Raw genomic sequence first — 16,724 nt, forward strand, 5'->3', positions numbered from 1 at the left:
TGAACATTTGTTTATCTTAATCGGGCGTAAGACCCTCACCGACAGTCAGGTGGGGGATACAAGCGAGTGGCGATAGCCATATTAAAGATAATGTTTTCTTGGTTTTATTGCTTATTTTTGCTATAATTCAAACACTACAATTCTTTTATAAACAATGATTTAATGAAGATTTTACAACACTACAAGTTTAGGCTTCTGCCTAACCAAGAACAGGAAATATTGCTTAATCAAGCAATAGGTTCTGCTCGTTTTGTGTGGAATCAAATTCTCGCTAAATCATTTGAAATGTTTGCTAAAGATGAATATATTCGTTACGAAAGCATTGAAAAAAAATTAGTACCCCTTAAAAAAACACCTGAATTTTCTTTTCTTGGTCAAACATATTCAGCTTGCTTACAGCAAAAAATACGTGATCTTGCTCAAGCATGGGGTAAGTTTTACAACAAAAAAGAACAAGCTCGTTTAAAGCAAAACAAGCGGAAACCACGTAAACCCAATTTTTTTAAATTGGCTGATGGTGGTGAGATTGAGCTTAGACCACTCATGCCAAGATTCAAGAAGAAATTAGATGGTGAGCAATCTTTTAGACTTCCATTTGCAGATTGTGAGGTTATTGGTGATCGAGTTTCTTTGCCTAAAAAAACAGGTTGGATAAGATTTAAAAAATCACAAGAAATTGTTGGTAAAATCACAAGTATTACAATTAAGAAAATTTGTGGGCTTTGGTATGTTTCATTTTTTACTAACCGTGAAATCGAACAACCAATTCATCCATCAAAATCTACAATTGGTGTTGATCTTGGTATTAAAAAATTAATTACAATATCAACAGGTCAGGTATTTGACCCAATCAATAGTTTTAAAGCCAATCAAGTAAAGTTGGCTAGGCTTCAACGCAAGTTGAGAAAGAAAACCGAATTTAGTCAAAATTGGAAAAAACTTAATTTAAGGATCAATAAATTACATCATCATATTGCCAATATTCGGCATGACTACTTGCACAAAGTCACGACAACTCTCAGCAAAAACCACGCAATGATCGTAGTTGAGGACTTAAAAGTAGCCAATATGTCGAAGTCAGCCAAAGGCTCAATCGAAGAAAAAGGAAAGAATGTTAAAGCTAAATCAGGCTTAAACAAATCAATCCTAGATCAAGGTTGGTCAATGCTTGTCAATATGTTGGAGTATAAGCAACAATGGCGAGGTGGTTTACTCGTTAAGATTGACCCTAGATATACAAGTCAGACTTGTAGTTCATGCGGTCATGTTGCAAAAGAAAATAGACCTACTCAGGCTAAGTTTGAGTGTGTTAGTTGTGGTTTTAGCGAGAATGCAGATATTAACGCTTCTCGTAACATTTTAGCGGTGGGACATACCGTTTTGTCTGTCGAGGGAAGATGCGGTAAAGATCGCCCTGTGAAGCAGAAAGCAAGTGAAATCCGTGAGGAAGTCACCTAAGAGCTTTTGCTTTTAGAATCCCCCACTTGAGCTAGTCGAAAGTGGCGGGAGTATGTCAAGACTTGATATAAGTTTTTACACCATGCAGGGCTTTGGCTCTGCGATCTTAAAAATAGATTATTCTGTACAGATTCAATTTTTTGAACTGCACACCGTCATCTTTGTCGAGGCCGAACTCATGTCCCTGTTACGCCGTTGGTTTGATCCAATCCGATCGAGTTGGTTTTACCAGAAACCAATCCGTCAAACGGTGTTATCTATTCAAGATGGGCTGAGTATCCATTTAAGACTGGATGATGTGTACAGCTATCTGGCGGTACAGCAGCTGCCCCAGCTCGAAGAAATTTTAAGTCCGCAGCTCAAGCCGCTGAAAGTAATTATTTCCAGTTCGCATGCAGCCCCCCCAAATCAGATGTCTTTTGATGAATGGCAGCACTACACCCTAAATGATGCCAAGATTCTGTCAAAACAGCATCGTTTCAGTTTTCATGATACGCCGGAATTACCGAGCGCTGAGGCCTTAAAACAGGCTGAACTGATTTTGCGGCATACACCTCTGCGTGGACAAGATTTCCTGTATTTGCTGGAAGATGTTTTCCATATGCTCTGGCAAAAACAGACCGGAAAATTACGAACCCTTTATGCCATGGCCAGTCGTCATCATCAGCCACAGGACTTTCCCGAACGTATTTTTGATCAGACCCCGATTCTGGCCAGCTATTTTAATTTAGGCGGTCGCCAGTATCAGGCAGTCGATGACCTGTTGCGTCTGACCCGGCGTCTGGAGCAGCAAAAACTGCTGACCGGTAATCCGATTTTTATGATCGATCACATTGAATGGCGTGAGCATCTGATCAGTGATGCTGAAGAGCTGAACGAGATCCAGTCGATGGATCCGGAACTGGACTTGTATCTCGCGCTGGAAGATCCGATTTCCTGGCTGCTCCTAGCTTACATCAAGGAAGAACTGGCGGATTATTATAATATCCAGCTGAATGTTTATCCCTTGTCCTATCGTGGCCGGGATGAGTTTGACTGGAGTCTGGCCACACGTTTATCCAAACGGACTGACGTAGAATTTACCCCGTTCTGCCGACCGACCGAGCAGGCGATCGCGCCAATGGCACAGTTATTTTATAGCTGTCCCGAGGAGCAGCGGATTGAGGCGATGTACCAGATCTTGCAGGCCGTCTGGACCCGTGGTGAAGACCTGTCTTATGCACCCCATTTCAAGCATTTGCAGCAACAGTTAAATATTGTAGATCTGACCCAGGACGATATTCTGGCCAAGCTGCAGGACAATGATATGCTGTGTGAAATGAAGTCGCAGCCGAATTTTCCGGTACTGGAACTGCGCATAGATGATCAAAGTTATACATTTAATAGCTTATATCGGGTCTGGATGATTGAAAGTATTTTCAGTAATGTGTTAGAAGAAAAGTATAAGAGTAATAATCAAACTGAAAGTGAACTGAAAAAACATGGAAAAGATCAAAGCTGAATCACTAGAACATGCACGTCAACAGATCGATGCCATTGATACAGCTTTAGTTGAGCTGATCGCTGCGCGTCAATTTTATGTTGATCAAACCACCCGTTTCAAAAAAACCGAAACCGATTTGCAGTCACCAGAACGTATGGAACAGATTGTAGAAAATGTTAGGGCATTGGCGCAAAAGCAGGGCCTCGATCAGGAGTTTATTGAACATCTATACCGTGAAATGTTCCAATACTTTATTCAACGTGAACTGAAAGAGTTTCGTCCTTAAACGGGCTCATTTCAGTTCAACTACGCCGGACGATCTTCAAGCTATGCAGGAGATCTTGCTGTAGCCATGGCGATTTTTAAGCACAACATCGCCTTTTTGCAAAAATAATTTATCCATAAAAAGCCCATTCAGCCAAGTGCCTAAAGCCTTGCCTGGACGGGCTTTGCACGGTTTTATAGAAATTATGGTAAAAAAAATAAATTGATTTTATTAAATATTTTTACAATGTAAGTTTGATTTAATTTAAAAAGTATATATATTGTATATACATCTTTTGCAAAGCAGTCTTTATTTTGGAGAGATAAGCAATGAGCGAGAAAATCAAAAAAATAAAGACAGGCAAGAAAGATGGACAACTTTTAATTCGTATTCAGAGTACGGAGCGTGATGAATTTATTCGTCTCTGCGAAGAACTGGATACTAGTGCTGCTCGTGAATTAAGAAAATTTATTCGTGGTTTTGTGAAACAACACAAGCCTAACGAATAGCCTTACTAGGGAGTAATACCATGGCTAAGCAAGTTAAATCTTTAAAGCAAGAAATCAAAGCACGTTTGAAAAAGATTTCAAAACATAAAGGCAAATTGAAGCAACTGAAGCAAGCGCTTAAAAAACAGAAATAAGCCAACGCGAATCAATTGCCAGTCACTTAAAACAGTTCATTCTAGACAGACTGTTTTAGGCTACAAAAAAGACCGAACATATATGTTCGGTCTTTTTGCTTGCAACAGGCTGTGCCCAGTCATCGCTGAATTTTATTTTTTATCGACCAGACTGAAGAACCAGTTTAAGAACAGGGCTGCAAACGTTGCCGTACCAATACCACCTAGATTGAAGCTACCAAAAGTCAGGGCAAAATCACCCGTACCTAAAATAATGGTCACCGCAGCCACCATCAGGTTCTTGTTCTGCGAAAAATCGACCTTGTTCTCAATCCAGATTTTGGCACCAGCAATAGTAATCAAACCAAAGACTATAATCGAAGCACCGGTCAGAATCGCCGTTGGAATAGTATGAATCACCGCACCAAACTTAGGCGATAAACCCAGGAACACAGCAAAGACACCCGCGACTGCAAAGATGATGGTCGAGTAAACCCGTGTCACGGCCATTACACCAATGTTTTCACCATAGGTGGTCATACCCGGCGCACCCACACCACCGGCTAAAGTGGTTGCAATACCATCTGCTACAAAGGCTTTACCAATATGCGGATCCAGGTTTTCACCGGTCATCGCGCCTACGGCTTTAATATGGCCCAGATTTTCTGCCACCAGAATCAAGGCAACTGGTGCGATGATCAGCATGGCATTGACTTCAAAGGTCGGTGCATGGAAGGTCGGTAAACCGAACCAGGCTGCTTGCTGGATTGGCAGGAAATTAATCGCAGTGCCATAACCCATGACATTGCTGAGCATGAAATAGATCAGATAGGCCAGTAACAGACCGACCAATAATAGCAGGCGTTGCAGCAGGCCTTTGGTAAAGACGGCAATCGAGCCCATGCACATCACGGTAACGAGAGACATCCACATATTAAAGGTGTTGCCCATGACGCTTTTAACCGTGACTGGAGCAAGGTTCAGGCCAATGATCATCACCACGGCACCGGTCACTACCGGTGGCATCAGCTTTTCGATCCAGCGGGTGCCCGTCGCCATGACCAGAAAGCCCATCAGCGCATAGAAGATGCCACATGCGATAATCCCGCCTGCTGCAACGCCAATATTCGGATTCAGTCCGCCACCACCCGCATAACCAGTTGCTGCGATGACCACACCAATAAAGGCAAAGCTTGAACCTAGATAACTTGGAACCCGGCCACCGGTGATTAAAAAGAACAGGATGGTACAGATCCCTGACATTAAAATTGCCAGGTTTGGATCAAAGCCCATTAAAAAAGGTGCCAGTACGGTTGCGCCAAACATGGCAAAGGCATGCTGTACACCCAAAACTACCGTTTGTGCGGGTGGCAAATACTCTGCGGTACCTACTGGTCGTGCATCGATACTGCCCTCATACGGGCGCCATTTGGGAAACCAACTGGACATAAAATGAGCACTCAAAAGATAAATTGTGCACATCATACTCCGGTTTTTTGGAAGTTTTAATCACTCCTTTCAACTTTTTGTTCAAGTTAATTCATTGACTTTTATTTATTTTTTATCAATTGGTAAATATTTTTAATATAAAAGTAGCGTTAAATCAGTGGATTAATCATATAGCTATGCTTAAAATTCACTCATAAAGATTTGTTATTTTAGTTATAAAAAATACGATGCAGTGAGTGGTTTTGGCCAATTCATGTACAAAAAAAGCACATCACCAGGATGTGCTTTGAATGCGAGGGCGAAAAATCAGCCGGTATTACGTAAACCGGCTGCAATGCCGGCAATGCTGACCATTAAGGCATGATCGACCGGGGTATTTTCAGCCTGCTGCTGTTCCAGATATAAACGGCGACGTTTCATCAGTTCAGCTTGCAGTAAGTGCAGCGGTAACAAATAGGGTTTACGTACTTTCATCGACTGATCCAGTACACCGTTACTGCTCAGGAGTTTCGATTCGCCTTTTAAGCTCAACAGGGTTTGTACAGCATCCTGCAAACGCTGACGCAGTTCTGTTCCCAGAACTTTAAGATCTTCATCCTGAGTCAAATGCGATTCATAATATAGCGCCACATTGGCATCGGCTTTGGACAGTACCATTTCCAGCATATCAATCAGGGTCTGAAAATACGGCCACTCTGCCAGCATCTCATCCAGTACCGTGCGTTGTCCCTGATCCAGTACCGCATTTAATGCAGCACCGGTACCGAGCCAGGCCGGTAACATCAGGCGAATCTGGGTCCAGGCAAAGACCCAGGGAATCGCTCGCAGTGATTCAATCCCACCACTGACTTTACGTTTCGCCGGCCGTGAACCCAGTGGCAGCATTTGCAGTTCAAGTTCTGGCGTGACGGTACGCAGGTATTTCACAAAATGCGGATTTTCCCGGACGGTCTGGCGATAGACCTGCACCGATAGCTCGGTCATTTGATGCATCAAGTCGCGCCATTCCTGTTTGGGTTCAGGTGGCGGGAGTAAGGTCGCTTCCAGTGTTGCAGCGGTATAAATTTCCAGATTCTGCAGGGCGATTTCTTCCAGACCGAATTTGAAACGGATCATTTCGCCCTGTTCAGTCACCCGGATCGCACCTGAAATCGACCCTGGCGGTTGAGAGAAGAGTGCCTGCTGGGTTGGCGCACCGCCACGGCTAATTGAACCGCCACGACCATGGAACAGGGTCAATTGCACGCCATGTTGTTGGGCAACTGCGGTCAGTTCTTCCTGGGCACGATATTGGGCCCAGTTGGCCGACATAAAACCAGCATCCTTGGCAGAATCCGAATAGCCAATCATGACCTCATGTTTGCCCTGAATATGCTGTTTGTACCAGTGCATATTGAACAGGGTCGACATGGTTGCGGCTGCGCCATCCAGATCTTTTAAGGTTTCAAACAGGGGAACCACCCGTAGCGCCTGCTTGATGCCGGCTTCTTTCTGTAGCAATAAAACCGCCAGCACATCACTTGGATATTCCGCCATCGAGATGATATAAGCACCCAGAGATTCGCTCGGTTGCTCGGCTAGCGTACGCATGGTGGCAAACACTTCCTGTACATCCGGATGTTCAATCAGGCTGCCTGCTGGCTCATTCAGATGTTTTGGCAGCAACGGACGTTTGCTTTGCAGCTCTTGCAGTAAAAAGTTTTGCCGTGCCTGTTCAGTCCAGGTTTCAAAATTCCCCAGTCCTAAATATTCGGTAATCGCAGAAATCGCCTGACGGTGACGACCCGATTCCTGGCGGATATCTAGTTTTAGCAGTTCGATCCCAAAACTGTTGACCCGGTAAATAAAGTCCAGCAGGCTGCCATTGGCAATTTCGGCCAGATTGCAGTCCATCAGTGAACGGTAGCAGGTCAGGAGCGGTTGTAAAAGTTCATCTTTACTTTTAATCACCAGACTGTCATCGGCATCATTGCCTTTTAATTTTTCTGCCAGCCAGTGACGGGTGGCTTTCAGGCGGGTACGGGTATCACGTAAATATTCACGATAAGGTTCAGGATGGGGCTGGCCCAAGGCTTCAGAAATTTCCGGACTGCATTGCTGAATGGACAGTTCCCAGCGCAGGTTTTCAATATCGCGTACATAGAGATCGGCTGCTTTCCAGCGCGACAGCCACAGTACTTCCTGAGTGACGGTGTGGGTGACATTGGGGTTGCCATCGCGGTCACCACCCATCCATGAGGCAAAACGTACGGGTGCGACATCTAAGGGCAGGTTCTGGCCACATTGCGCTTGCACCATGCCATTTAGTTCACGGATAAATTTCGGTACTGCATTCCATAAGGTTTGCTCAATGGTGGTAAAACCCCATTTGGCTTCATCGATCGGAGTCGGGCGATGCTGACGGATTTCATCGGTTTGCCAGGCGGAGCTGATCAGCTGTTTCAGATCGGCCAGAACTGCCTGACGTTCACGTGGAGTCAGTTTCTGCTGGTCAAATTTGGACAGGGCATTATTGATACCGTCATATTTTTGAATCAGGGTACGGCGGCTGACTTCTGTGGGATGCGCGGTCAGAACCAGTTCAATTTTCAGTTCACAGATTTGCTGATACAGCGTATCGGCAGAAATCTCCTGCTGTTTAAATTTTTCAAATAAAGGCACCAGAGGATTGGGCGATTCTGCAGTGTCATCAAACTCGCTCTGACGGCGACGACGTACCACATGATATTGTTCGGCAATATTGGCAAAGTTTAAAAAGTGGGTAAAGGCGCGGGTCAGCGGCAGGATTTCTGCATCTTCCAGACTCAAAAATAATTGTTCTAGCTGTTTTTCTGCTTCGACCTGTCCATCACGTGCGCCTTTAGATAAAGCACGAATCTGCTCAATCTGATTAAACAAATCCTGCCCCGCATGTAATTTTAAGGTTTCCCCCAGCAAATTACCCAGTAAGCGTACGTCTTCGCGTAGTGGTGCATCAATCTGTTGAATCATTTTTTATTCCCTCACATGCATGCTTTGACTATACCGCGACTGCATGACAATCCAAGTCCCTTAGAGACAAAAGTTGCAGAGCATTGGCTGCTTTTTTAGCAAATTTTAGGCCACATATGGTTATCGGCGATCAGTCCGAAGGAAAGGAGTTAATCCGGCAGGGCATATTTCAGCATAAACAGTTCAATGGCCTCGTTAATGATCTGTTGCTGTTCTGCGCTTGAAGGGGGAAGGCTGAGACCCAGCAGGATTTTCTGATGACGGGTTCCGGTCAGCAGGGATACGATCAGCTCGGTCTGTTTTTCTGGAAGATCGACCTGAATAAAGCGGTACTGCTGGGCCAGGGCAAAGAAATCATTCCAGACTGCATCCAGTTTGCTATGCGAGGCCTGATAAAACTGTTCGGTCAACGGACTTTGCTGCGAGGCCAGTTCCATCAGCAACAGATCCAGTTTGATCGCTTCAGGTAAATGAAGAATATTTAAAGCGCGCTGACAGGCCTGATAAAACTCCTGCGCAAAGTCACTGCTCGGCTGCAAGAGCTGAGGATGTTCATGCAGAATGGCTTCACAGGTATCCTCAATCGCACAGCTAAACAGGGTGGCCTTGTCCTGAAAATGGTTATACACCGTCAGCTTGGTGACTCTTGCCTCACGTGCAATCTGGTTCATGCTGGAAGCATGATAGCCATGTGCTAAAAATAAGCTTTTGGCCGCGCTGAGTATGCGCTGACGCTTTTCCAGATCCTTGGGTCGTCCTACAGGTATTTGCACAATCTCTTCCAAAAAAAGTCAACACGGTCATTGCTTTGATGATTCAGTTGTAATTAGTGTACCGGGTGGTATATTAATTAAAAAACAAGCAATTCAATATATCAGCATAGTTTGCCCTAAAAAAGACGATCAGATAAGAGCGGATAAGATGAGCAGGATTTACAGCATATTGGCTGGCATGGTGGTGCTTTGCAGCGTGACCTTAACCGGGTGCAGCAAAGATACTGCTGCCGCAGGGCAGGAAGTTCCCTTTGTCATGGTGGCCACACCCACCACTTCACAGCATGAACTAAAAAGTTATGCCGGTGATGTGCAGGCACGACAGCAAACGGCACTGGCATTTCGGGTAGCGGGTCAGGTGACCCAGCGTTTCGTCGATGTGGGTGACCAGGTCAAAGTCGGGCAAGTCCTGGCAACTCTGGATGTCAAAGATGCCCAGCTGCAGCTGAATGCAGCACGTGCCCAGCTGGAAAGTGCACAGTCTGCCAGTAAGATTGCTCAAGACGAACTACAACGTTTCAAGCAGTTATTGCCATCCAATGCCGTGAGCCGCTCACAATATGACGCGATCGAAAACCAGTACAAGACCGCCATGTCAAATCTGAAGCAGGCACAATCCAACTATGATACCGCTAAAAACCAAACTGCTTATAACCAGCTGATTGCCACTAGAAACGGCGTGATCACTGCGCGCAATATTGAAACAGGTCAGGTGGTTGCTGCCGGGCAGGTGGTGTATGAACTGGCAATTGCCGGCGAGCGTGAAGTGGTGATTGGGGTGCCGGAACAGGCTATTTCGGAGATCAAGGTGGGACAGACAGCCACAGTGACATTATGGTCCAAACCTGAAGAAAAATTTGCCGCTTTTGTTCGCGAGATTTCACCGGCAGCGGACCAGTCGCGTACCTTCAGGGTTAAAGTTTCCTTACGTGAAGGCAATGGCCAGATCCAGTTGGGACAAAGTGCCCGGGTATTTTTTCAGCATAGCCGCGATAATATGCTTAGTGTGCCGTTATCCAGTGTCTCGGCAACGGATCAGCAGGCTTATGTCATGGTGGTCCAGCCGGATCATACCTTACGTAAAGTCCCGGTCCAGCTCGGTGCCTATGGCCGGGACAGTGTTCCTGTACTCAGTGGCCTCAAGCCGGAAGACTATGTGGTGATTGGCGGCGTACATCTGCTGCGTAACCAGCAAAAAATCAATCCGATTGATCGTGAAAACCGTCGTGTGACCATTCAGGCAGGGGGTTAAGCATGAACTTTAACCTGTCGGAATGGGCGTTAAAAAATAAAGGTCTGGTGCTGTATTTTATGATCCTGCTGGGTCTGATCGGCATCGTCTCTTATTCCAAACTGTCACAAAGTGAAGATCCGCCTTTTACCTTTAAAGTCATGGTAATCCAGACCTACTGGCCCGGTGCCAGTGCCAAAGAAGTATCCCTACAGGTTACTGACCGGATTGAAAAGGAACTGATGACCACGGGACAGTATGACCGTATCATGGCCTATTCGCGTCCGGGCGAATCCATGGTGACTTTTGTTGCCAAGGATTCCCTGGCTTCGAAAGATGTCGCGGATGTCTGGTATAACGTGCGCAAGAAGGTGGGCGATATCCGGCATGAATTGCCACAAGGGGTACAAGGTCCATTCTTTAATGATGAATTTGGCGATACCTTTGGCAATATTTATGTGCTCAAGGGTAAAGATTTTGACTATGCGACCCTCAAGGAATACGCCGACCGCTTACAGCTGCAACTGCAACGGGTCAAAGATGTTGCCAAAGTTGAGCTGATTGGCCTGCAAGACCAGAAAATCTGGATTGAGATTTCCAACACCAAAGCCATTCAGCTGGGTGTTCCAGTCAGCGCCATTCAGCAGGCCTTACAGCAGCAAAATGCCATGAGCAATGCCGGATTTTTTGAAACCGGTTCAGACCGGATTCAGGTTCGGGTCAGCGGTGCTTTAAGCAGTGTCGAACAATTACAGCAACTGCCACTTCTGGTAAATGGCAAGACCATTCAGCTGGGAGATGTCGCAGAAGTCTATCGAGGCTTTAGTGATCCGGCACAGCCCCGGATGCGCTTTATGGGCGAAAACGGCATTGGTATTGCTGTATCGATGCGTAAGGGTGGGGACATCATTGCCTTGGGTAAAAATCTAGAACAGGAATTCGCCCGCCTGCAAAAAGCCCTGCCACTTGGCATGGAGCTGCAAAAAGTCTCGGACCAGCCGGTGGCGGTCAAACGCAGCATTAACGAATTTATGAAAGTGCTGGCAGAAGCGGTGATTATCGTATTGCTGGTCAGTTTTTTCTCGCTCGGTTTCCGAACCGGTCTGGTGGTAGCTTTCTCGATTCCGCTGGTGCTGGCCATGACCTTTGCCGGTATGCAGCTGTTTGATGTCGGACTGCATAAAATTTCCCTGGGGGCCCTGATTCTGGCCCTCGGTCTTTTGGTTGATGATGCCATTATCGCGATTGAAATGATGGCGATTAAGATGGAGCAGGGTTATAGCCGTTTACAGGCGGCCGGGCATGCCTGGCGCACCACGGCTTTTCCTATGCTGACCGGGACCCTGATTACCGCTGCCGGTTTTCTGCCGATCGCCACTGCAGCTTCGAGTACCGGGGAATATACCCGTTCGATTTTCCAGGTAGTGACCATTGCATTGCTGGTATCTTGGCTGGCCGCGGTACTGTTTGTGCCATATTTAGGCGATAAACTTCTACCGGATTTCAACAAAGATTTAATTCAAAAAGCGCCGTGGTACCAGCGTCTCTGGGCACGTCTGCGCAAACAGCCAGAACCTCAGCCGATTGTGCATCACGCCGGTAAACATTATGACCCCTATCAAACCCGGTTTTATCGGGGTTTTCGCCGTTGGGTCGATGCCTGTGTGACCTATCGTAAAACTGTCATTGCTGCCACGGTCGGAATTTTTATTCTGTCTATTTTAATGTTTAAGCTGGTGCCGCAGCAGTTTTTCCCGCCCTCGAACCGGGCTGAAATTCTGGTGGATCTCAAACTTGAAGAAGGTGCATCACTGAAGGCCACTGAAGCTGCAGTAAAAAAAGTCGAAGCCTTTTTATCAAAACAAGAGGGCATTGATAACTATGTGGCTTATGTTGGGATGGGATCGCCGCGTTTCTATTTACCGCTGGATCAGCAGCTGCCGCAAACCAGTTTTGCCCAGTTTGTGGTGCTGGCATCCTCTTTGGAAGATCGTAACGAAATCCGTCAATCCTTGAGTGACCAGATTCGGCTGTTATTACCGGAAGTCCGTACCCGGGTGTCCCTGCTGGAAAATGGCCCTCCAGTCGGTTATCCATTGCAGTTCCGGGTCTCTGGTGAAGATCTGGGACTGGTTCGTGAATGGGCGCAGAAAGTCGCCGCAACCGTGGGCGAAAATCCGAATACCACCAATGTACATCTAGACTGGGGTGAGCCGAGCAAAGTCATCAAACTGGAGATCGATCAGGATCGTGCCCGTCAGTTGGGCGTGACTAGCAGCGAACTGGCCAATGTGCTGAACAGCTCGATTTTGGGGGCCGGCATTGATCAGTATCGGGAAAAGCGTGAACTGATTGAAATCCGTTTACGTGGTGCGCAGGCTGAACGCGTTGATGTCGCTTCTTTAAGCAGTCTGGCGATACCGACGTCACGTGGTACTTCGGTACCGTTGGCACAGCTTGCCAACATTGAATATAGCTTTGAAGAAGGCTTGATCTGGCATCGGAATCGTTTACCGACCATCACGGTGCGTGCCGATATTCGCACGGCCTTACAGCCGGCCACTGTGGTGAATGAATTACACGATTCACTGCACCAACTTCGAGCTGAGTTGCCGAATGGCTATCTGCTGGAAGTCGGCGGCACGGTCGAAGAATCCGCACGTGGCCAGAACTCGGTCAATGCCGGCATGCCTTTATTCCTGGCGGTGGTGATGACCCTGTTAATGATTCAGCTCAAGAGCATCTCACGGGCCTTTATTGTATTCCTGACCGCACCTTTAGGCATTATCGGGGTGGTGTTATTCCTGTTACTTTTCAATAAACCTTTTGGTTTTGTGGCCATGCTCGGGACGATTGCGCTTTCTGGAATGATCATGCGAAATTCCCTGATTCTGATTGACCAGATCGAGCAGGATATTCAGGCCGGAGAATCCCCATGGGATGCCATTATCAATGCCACAGTCCGCCGTTGTCGCCCGATTGTCTTGACCGCATTGGCCGCTGTTTTAGCCATGATTCCCTTGTCCCGCAGTATTTTTTTCGGGCCGATGGCAGTGGCCATTATGGGTGGTTTAATTGTGGCGACACTTCTGACCCTGTTTTTCCTGCCTGCCTTATATGCACAATGGTTTAAAGTGAAAAAAAGTTTAAATTCTGTTTAAAATTGTCATAATTTCAGGTGCGAAATATTGAAATTTTCAATATAGTAGCAGCTGAGATTTTTATAATTTAAAAAAATAAGTAACTACTGCATTGGCCGAACTGCCAATCCGGTAATGAGGTTAAACCAACATGACTCAAACTACATTAACCAAGATGCGACGTTCCGTAGCGATGGCTTATGTCTTCATGTTTTTGGCCTTATTTACCCTGTTTAGTGGACTTTTTGCCTACTGGTTGGCCCGTAAAGTGACACAAGTCGATTATGCCGAAGTCTGGTTACAGGCGCAGGCCTTGTGGATCATGCGAAATATCGTGATTTATACCATTTTGGCGCTCTTTGCTGCGCTGTGGTTTATTCCGCTGTTTTTCTTTGCCTGGGACAGCCAGTTATGGGTCAAGGCCTGTGTCGTGACCGGGGTGATTTTCAGCTTTATTGCCTTTATTTTCCTGCTCAATGCCTGGTTTAAAGGCCTGCATAAATTCTCTCAAAATAAAGCTGTGTTCTAAAGCATATAATTTTTTTCATATTTCCCCTTGTAAAATCAGGTTTGACCCCAATTTCAGACCTCAGTTGAATATTAAACAAAATTCCGTGAGGAGCATCGCCAGACATGGCTAAACGTGATTATTATGAGGTTTTGGGCGTCGCTAAAACCGCTAGTGATGATGAAATCAAAAAAGCCTACCGTAAGTTGGCGATGAAATATCATCCAGACCGTAACCCGGACAATGCTGAAGCTGAAGAGAAATTCAAAGAAGCAGCAGAGGCCTATGAAGTGCTCTCTGATGGTGAAAAGCGCAGCATGTACGACCGTATGGGCCACCAGGCCTTTGAGGGTGGTATGGGCGGCGGTGGCGGCTTCGGCGGTGGTTTCAGCGCAGAAGACATTTTCAACCAGTTCGGTGATATTTTCGGTGGTGCTTTTGGTGGCGGCGGTGGTCGTGGCCAGCAACGTGCACGCCGTGGTTCGGACTTACGCTATGTGATGGAACTGACTCTGGAAGAAGCGGTCAAAGGCGTCAAGAAAACCATTACCTTTACTGCACCGGCACCGTGTGATGCCTGTGATGGTAAAGGTTCAAAAAATCCAAACGATGTGGAAACCTGCCGTACCTGTCATGGTGCGGGTCAAGTGCGTATGCAGCAAGGTTTCTTCTCGGTACAGCAAACCTGTAGTACCTGTCGCGGTCAGGGCAAGATCATCAAGAACCCATGTAATAAATGTCATGGTTCAGGGGTGTCAGATCGTCAGCAAACCTTGGAAGTCACTATTCCTGCGGGCGTGGACAATGGCGACCGCGTACGCTTGACCGGTAAGGGTGAAGCAATCCGTGATGGTCAGTCAGGTGACTTGTACGTAGAAGTGGTGGTGCGTGAGCACGAAATCTTCCAGCGTGATGGCGCTGATCTGTATATGGATGTGCCGGTATCGATTGCTGATGCAGCCTTAGGTAAGGAAGTTCAGATTCCTACGCTGGATGGTCGTGTTAGCTTGAAAATTCCTGAAGGTACGCAAACGGGTAAATTGTTCCGCTTACGTGGTAAGGGTGTTAAACCGGTACGTACCAGCATGCAAGGTGACTTGCTGTGCCGTATTGTGGTGGAAACTCCAGTGAATTTAAGTGCACGTCAACGTGAACTGTTAAAAGAACTGCAAGAAACCATGGATGGGGAAGACAGCAAGTCCTCACCAAAGAAAAAATCATTCTTTGATCGCTTGTTTGATTAATTGAGTGAAAGTAAAAGAGGACGCTGAGGCGTCCTTTTTTATTATGTAGATAAGATACTCTAGATTAGAAGATGCTATTTATTAGTTGATAGGTATCGCTTAAAAACAGAAACCGCCTAAAAAGCGGTTTCTATTTTTATATTTCATTATCTAAATAGAAAGTATGAGTCCAAATTTGGAGGGTGATAGATATTTTGTAAGTGAGAAAAAAGCATCATTCCCGAAATTAAAAAGACCAATATTGTTATTACAGAGCTATATAATCGCATTCATTACTTATCAAATTTACCAGTACAGCAGATTACTCTTATTTTGTTCTCATGACAATGGAAGCTTAATCTTATTGAAATCACTATAAATTTTTAAAATTTCATTTTTTAATAAATAAAATAAATATATATATAAGAAAACTTGATTAATTAAATTTTTCGTGTATAGTTAACTTAACTAGAAAAAAGTCTTGTTTCGGTAAATCTTCTTTAAGTATCGCAGTTTTAGTCATAATCCTTCGTTTTTTTCAGATTTTAAGTCTCATTCTTTATTATTTCAAAGTTATATTCAGTCAATAAATTGACTAAAAATTATTAAAAAATTAGTAGGATATATTATGTCAAACTCAAATGTTGTTAAAGGTACTGTAAAGTGGTTCAACGAAACTAAAGGTTTTGGTTTTATTCAACAAGAATCAGGTCCAGATGTTTTTGCTCATTTCAGCGAAATCGCCAGTTCAGGTTTTAAAACCTTAATGGAAGGCCAACTGGTTGAATTCAGTGTAGCTCAAGGTCAAAAAGGACCGAATGCTGTAAATATTGTTGCTATCTAAGTAAGAATAAACAGTAAAAAAAAGCACTTAATAAGTGCTTTTTTTATCGTTCAAATTTAATTTTAAGTTATTTTCCAAATTGGAAAAATCTTTAGAAAAACAGGATTCAAGTTGTTAAAAATAAATGATTTAATTGCAAAATCTAAAAATGGTACTGAAATTATTGTTTCGTTAATTCCTCTCAATAAAATGCAAAATACACGTCAGGGTTTAAAAAGAATTGAAGTGGGTAAAAGAGTTCTTCTTTCATCTGGAGTTGAGGTAGATTTAAACTTAGATGGCCGTACATTCTATACTTCTCTAAATCAATTATTTAAGCTAAATCATAAAGTTATTTAAAGATAAAATTAAGAAACATCAATTTTTAGTGGATATTTTGCCACTTTAACTATTATTAAAGGTATAGATATGCTTAAACAAAGTATCAGTGTGAAGGATCAGTTTGGGGCTCAACACGCTATTCAAGCAACAGTCGATCATCATTTTTCTAAAACACAATCTCATTCCAATATAAAACATATCACTGTAGATGGTGAAGATATTCGTCCCAGTTTTGAAATGTGCTTTCAAAGTACCTTAAGTGGAAAAATTTTCAAAATTGTATAGACTATGCAAATTTTGCTTTAGGTATTATTATTTTTAATAAGTTCCCTAAGAGCTAGATAATTCATTTGCTCAATCTAAGGACTGATTTTTGTATAAAGCAAAATTGAGTCCTTTTAATCTCAATAAGACTT

The 16,724-nt window shown here is 44.7% G+C and carries 14 protein-coding genes; 11 read left to right on the plus strand and 3 right to left on the minus strand.

Annotation, left to right across the window (positions count from 1 at the left end; all coding sequences use genetic code 11):
* The first annotated feature begins 162 nt into the window (after positions 1–162).
* The 4 genes from PYW33_RS00200 to PYW33_RS00215 all read left to right on the plus strand — a co-directional run bounded on the left by PYW33_RS00200 (position 163) and on the right by PYW33_RS00215 (position 3,715).
* Complete coding sequence (locus PYW33_RS00200) at positions 163–1,458, plus strand: RNA-guided endonuclease InsQ/TnpB family protein (protein WP_004647687.1); 1,296 nt, start codon at positions 163–165, stop codon at positions 1,456–1,458.
* A gap of 178 nt (positions 1,459–1,636) precedes the next feature.
* Positions 1,637–2,959, plus strand: coding sequence for a hypothetical protein (locus PYW33_RS00205; protein WP_026055738.1), 1,323 nt, complete (start codon positions 1,637–1,639; stop codon positions 2,957–2,959).
* Positions 2,940–3,227, plus strand: a complete 288-nt coding sequence (locus PYW33_RS00210) for a chorismate mutase (RefSeq protein WP_004647685.1) — start codon at positions 2,940–2,942, stop codon at positions 3,225–3,227. Before PYW33_RS00205 ends, PYW33_RS00210 begins: the two co-directional genes overlap by 20 nt.
* Positions 3,228–3,535: 308 nt before the next feature.
* The gene (locus PYW33_RS00215) at positions 3,536–3,715 is read left to right on the plus strand and encodes a hypothetical protein (protein WP_004647684.1); all 180 of its coding nucleotides are present in this window, start codon (positions 3,536–3,538) and stop codon (positions 3,713–3,715) included.
* 266 nt (positions 3,716–3,981) lie between these two features.
* On the opposite strand, the gene PYW33_RS00220 is transcribed toward PYW33_RS00215, so the two are convergent.
* The 3 genes from PYW33_RS00220 to PYW33_RS00230 form a co-directional block, all read right to left on the minus strand.
* Positions 3,982–5,277, minus strand: coding sequence for a solute carrier family 23 protein (locus PYW33_RS00220; protein ID WP_004647682.1), 1,296 nt, complete (start codon positions 5,275–5,277; stop codon positions 3,982–3,984).
* A 306-nt stretch (positions 5,278–5,583) separates the two neighbouring features.
* A complete protein-coding gene (gene ppc / locus PYW33_RS00225; protein ID WP_004647681.1) occupies positions 5,584–8,268 on the minus strand; it encodes a phosphoenolpyruvate carboxylase in 2,685 nt (894 codons plus the stop codon).
* A gap of 149 nt (positions 8,269–8,417) precedes the next feature.
* A complete protein-coding gene (locus PYW33_RS00230; protein WP_004647680.1) occupies positions 8,418–9,041 on the minus strand; it encodes a TetR/AcrR family transcriptional regulator in 624 nt (207 codons plus the stop codon).
* Positions 9,042–9,189: 148 nt separating this feature from the next.
* Here PYW33_RS00230 and PYW33_RS00235 point away from each other — a divergent pair, with 148 nt between their 5' ends.
* The 7 genes from PYW33_RS00235 (at position 9,190) to PYW33_RS00265 (ending at position 16,593) form a co-directional block, all read left to right on the plus strand.
* The gene (locus tag PYW33_RS00235; protein ID WP_004280850.1) at positions 9,190–10,293 is read left to right on the plus strand and encodes an efflux RND transporter periplasmic adaptor subunit; all 1,104 of its coding nucleotides are present in this window, start codon (positions 9,190–9,192) and stop codon (positions 10,291–10,293) included.
* Positions 10,294–10,295: 2 nt separating this feature from the next.
* Complete coding sequence (locus PYW33_RS00240; RefSeq protein ID WP_004280852.1) at positions 10,296–13,433, plus strand: efflux RND transporter permease subunit; 3,138 nt, start codon at positions 10,296–10,298, stop codon at positions 13,431–13,433.
* 130 nt (positions 13,434–13,563) lie between these two features.
* Positions 13,564–13,941, plus strand: coding sequence for a hypothetical protein (locus PYW33_RS00245; protein ID WP_004280853.1), 378 nt, complete (start codon positions 13,564–13,566; stop codon positions 13,939–13,941).
* A gap of 104 nt (positions 13,942–14,045) precedes the next feature.
* Complete coding sequence (dnaJ, locus tag PYW33_RS00250) at positions 14,046–15,164, plus strand: molecular chaperone DnaJ (RefSeq protein ID WP_004280855.1); 1,119 nt, start codon at positions 14,046–14,048, stop codon at positions 15,162–15,164.
* A gap of 607 nt (positions 15,165–15,771) precedes the next feature.
* Entirely contained in the window at positions 15,772–15,987 is a 216-nt protein-coding gene (locus PYW33_RS00255) for a cold-shock protein (protein ID WP_004280856.1), read from the plus strand.
* A 111-nt stretch (positions 15,988–16,098) separates the two neighbouring features.
* Positions 16,099–16,326, plus strand: a complete 228-nt coding sequence (locus PYW33_RS00260; RefSeq protein ID WP_004647679.1) for a hypothetical protein — start codon at positions 16,099–16,101, stop codon at positions 16,324–16,326.
* Between the two features lie 69 nt (positions 16,327–16,395).
* Positions 16,396–16,593: a hypothetical protein gene (locus tag PYW33_RS00265; RefSeq protein WP_004280859.1), complete on the plus strand. Its 198-nt coding sequence runs from the start codon at positions 16,396–16,398 to the stop codon at positions 16,591–16,593.
* Positions 16,594–16,724 lie beyond the last annotated feature (131 nt).

Source organism: Acinetobacter lwoffii, assembly GCF_029024105.1.
Classification (GTDB): Bacteria; Pseudomonadota; Gammaproteobacteria; order Pseudomonadales; family Moraxellaceae; genus Acinetobacter; species Acinetobacter lwoffii.

Coding starts and splice junctions, on each gene's coding strand:
- PYW33_RS00200 (WP_004647687.1), top strand. CDS start 163: ATGAAGATTTTACAACACTACAAGTTTAGGCTTCTGCCTAACCAAGAA.
- PYW33_RS00205 (WP_026055738.1), top strand. CDS start 1,637: ATGTCCCTGTTACGCCGTTGGTTTGATCCAATCCGATCGAGTTGGTTT.
- PYW33_RS00210 (WP_004647685.1), top strand. CDS start 2,940: ATGGAAAAGATCAAAGCTGAATCACTAGAACATGCACGTCAACAGATC.
- PYW33_RS00215 (WP_004647684.1), top strand. CDS start 3,536: ATGAGCGAGAAAATCAAAAAAATAAAGACAGGCAAGAAAGATGGACAA.
- PYW33_RS00220 (WP_004647682.1), bottom strand. CDS start 5,277: ATGTCCAGTTGGTTTCCCAAATGGCGCCCGTATGAGGGCAGTATCGAT.
- ppc (WP_004647681.1), bottom strand. CDS start 8,268: ATGATTCAACAGATTGATGCACCACTACGCGAAGACGTACGCTTACTG.
- PYW33_RS00235 (WP_004280850.1), top strand. CDS start 9,190: ATGAGCAGGATTTACAGCATATTGGCTGGCATGGTGGTGCTTTGCAGC.
- PYW33_RS00240 (WP_004280852.1), top strand. CDS start 10,296: ATGAACTTTAACCTGTCGGAATGGGCGTTAAAAAATAAAGGTCTGGTG.
- PYW33_RS00245 (WP_004280853.1), top strand. CDS start 13,564: ATGACTCAAACTACATTAACCAAGATGCGACGTTCCGTAGCGATGGCT.
- dnaJ (WP_004280855.1), top strand. CDS start 14,046: ATGGCTAAACGTGATTATTATGAGGTTTTGGGCGTCGCTAAAACCGCT.
- PYW33_RS00255 (WP_004280856.1), top strand. CDS start 15,772: ATGTCAAACTCAAATGTTGTTAAAGGTACTGTAAAGTGGTTCAACGAA.
- PYW33_RS00265 (WP_004280859.1), top strand. CDS start 16,396: ATGCTTAAACAAAGTATCAGTGTGAAGGATCAGTTTGGGGCTCAACAC.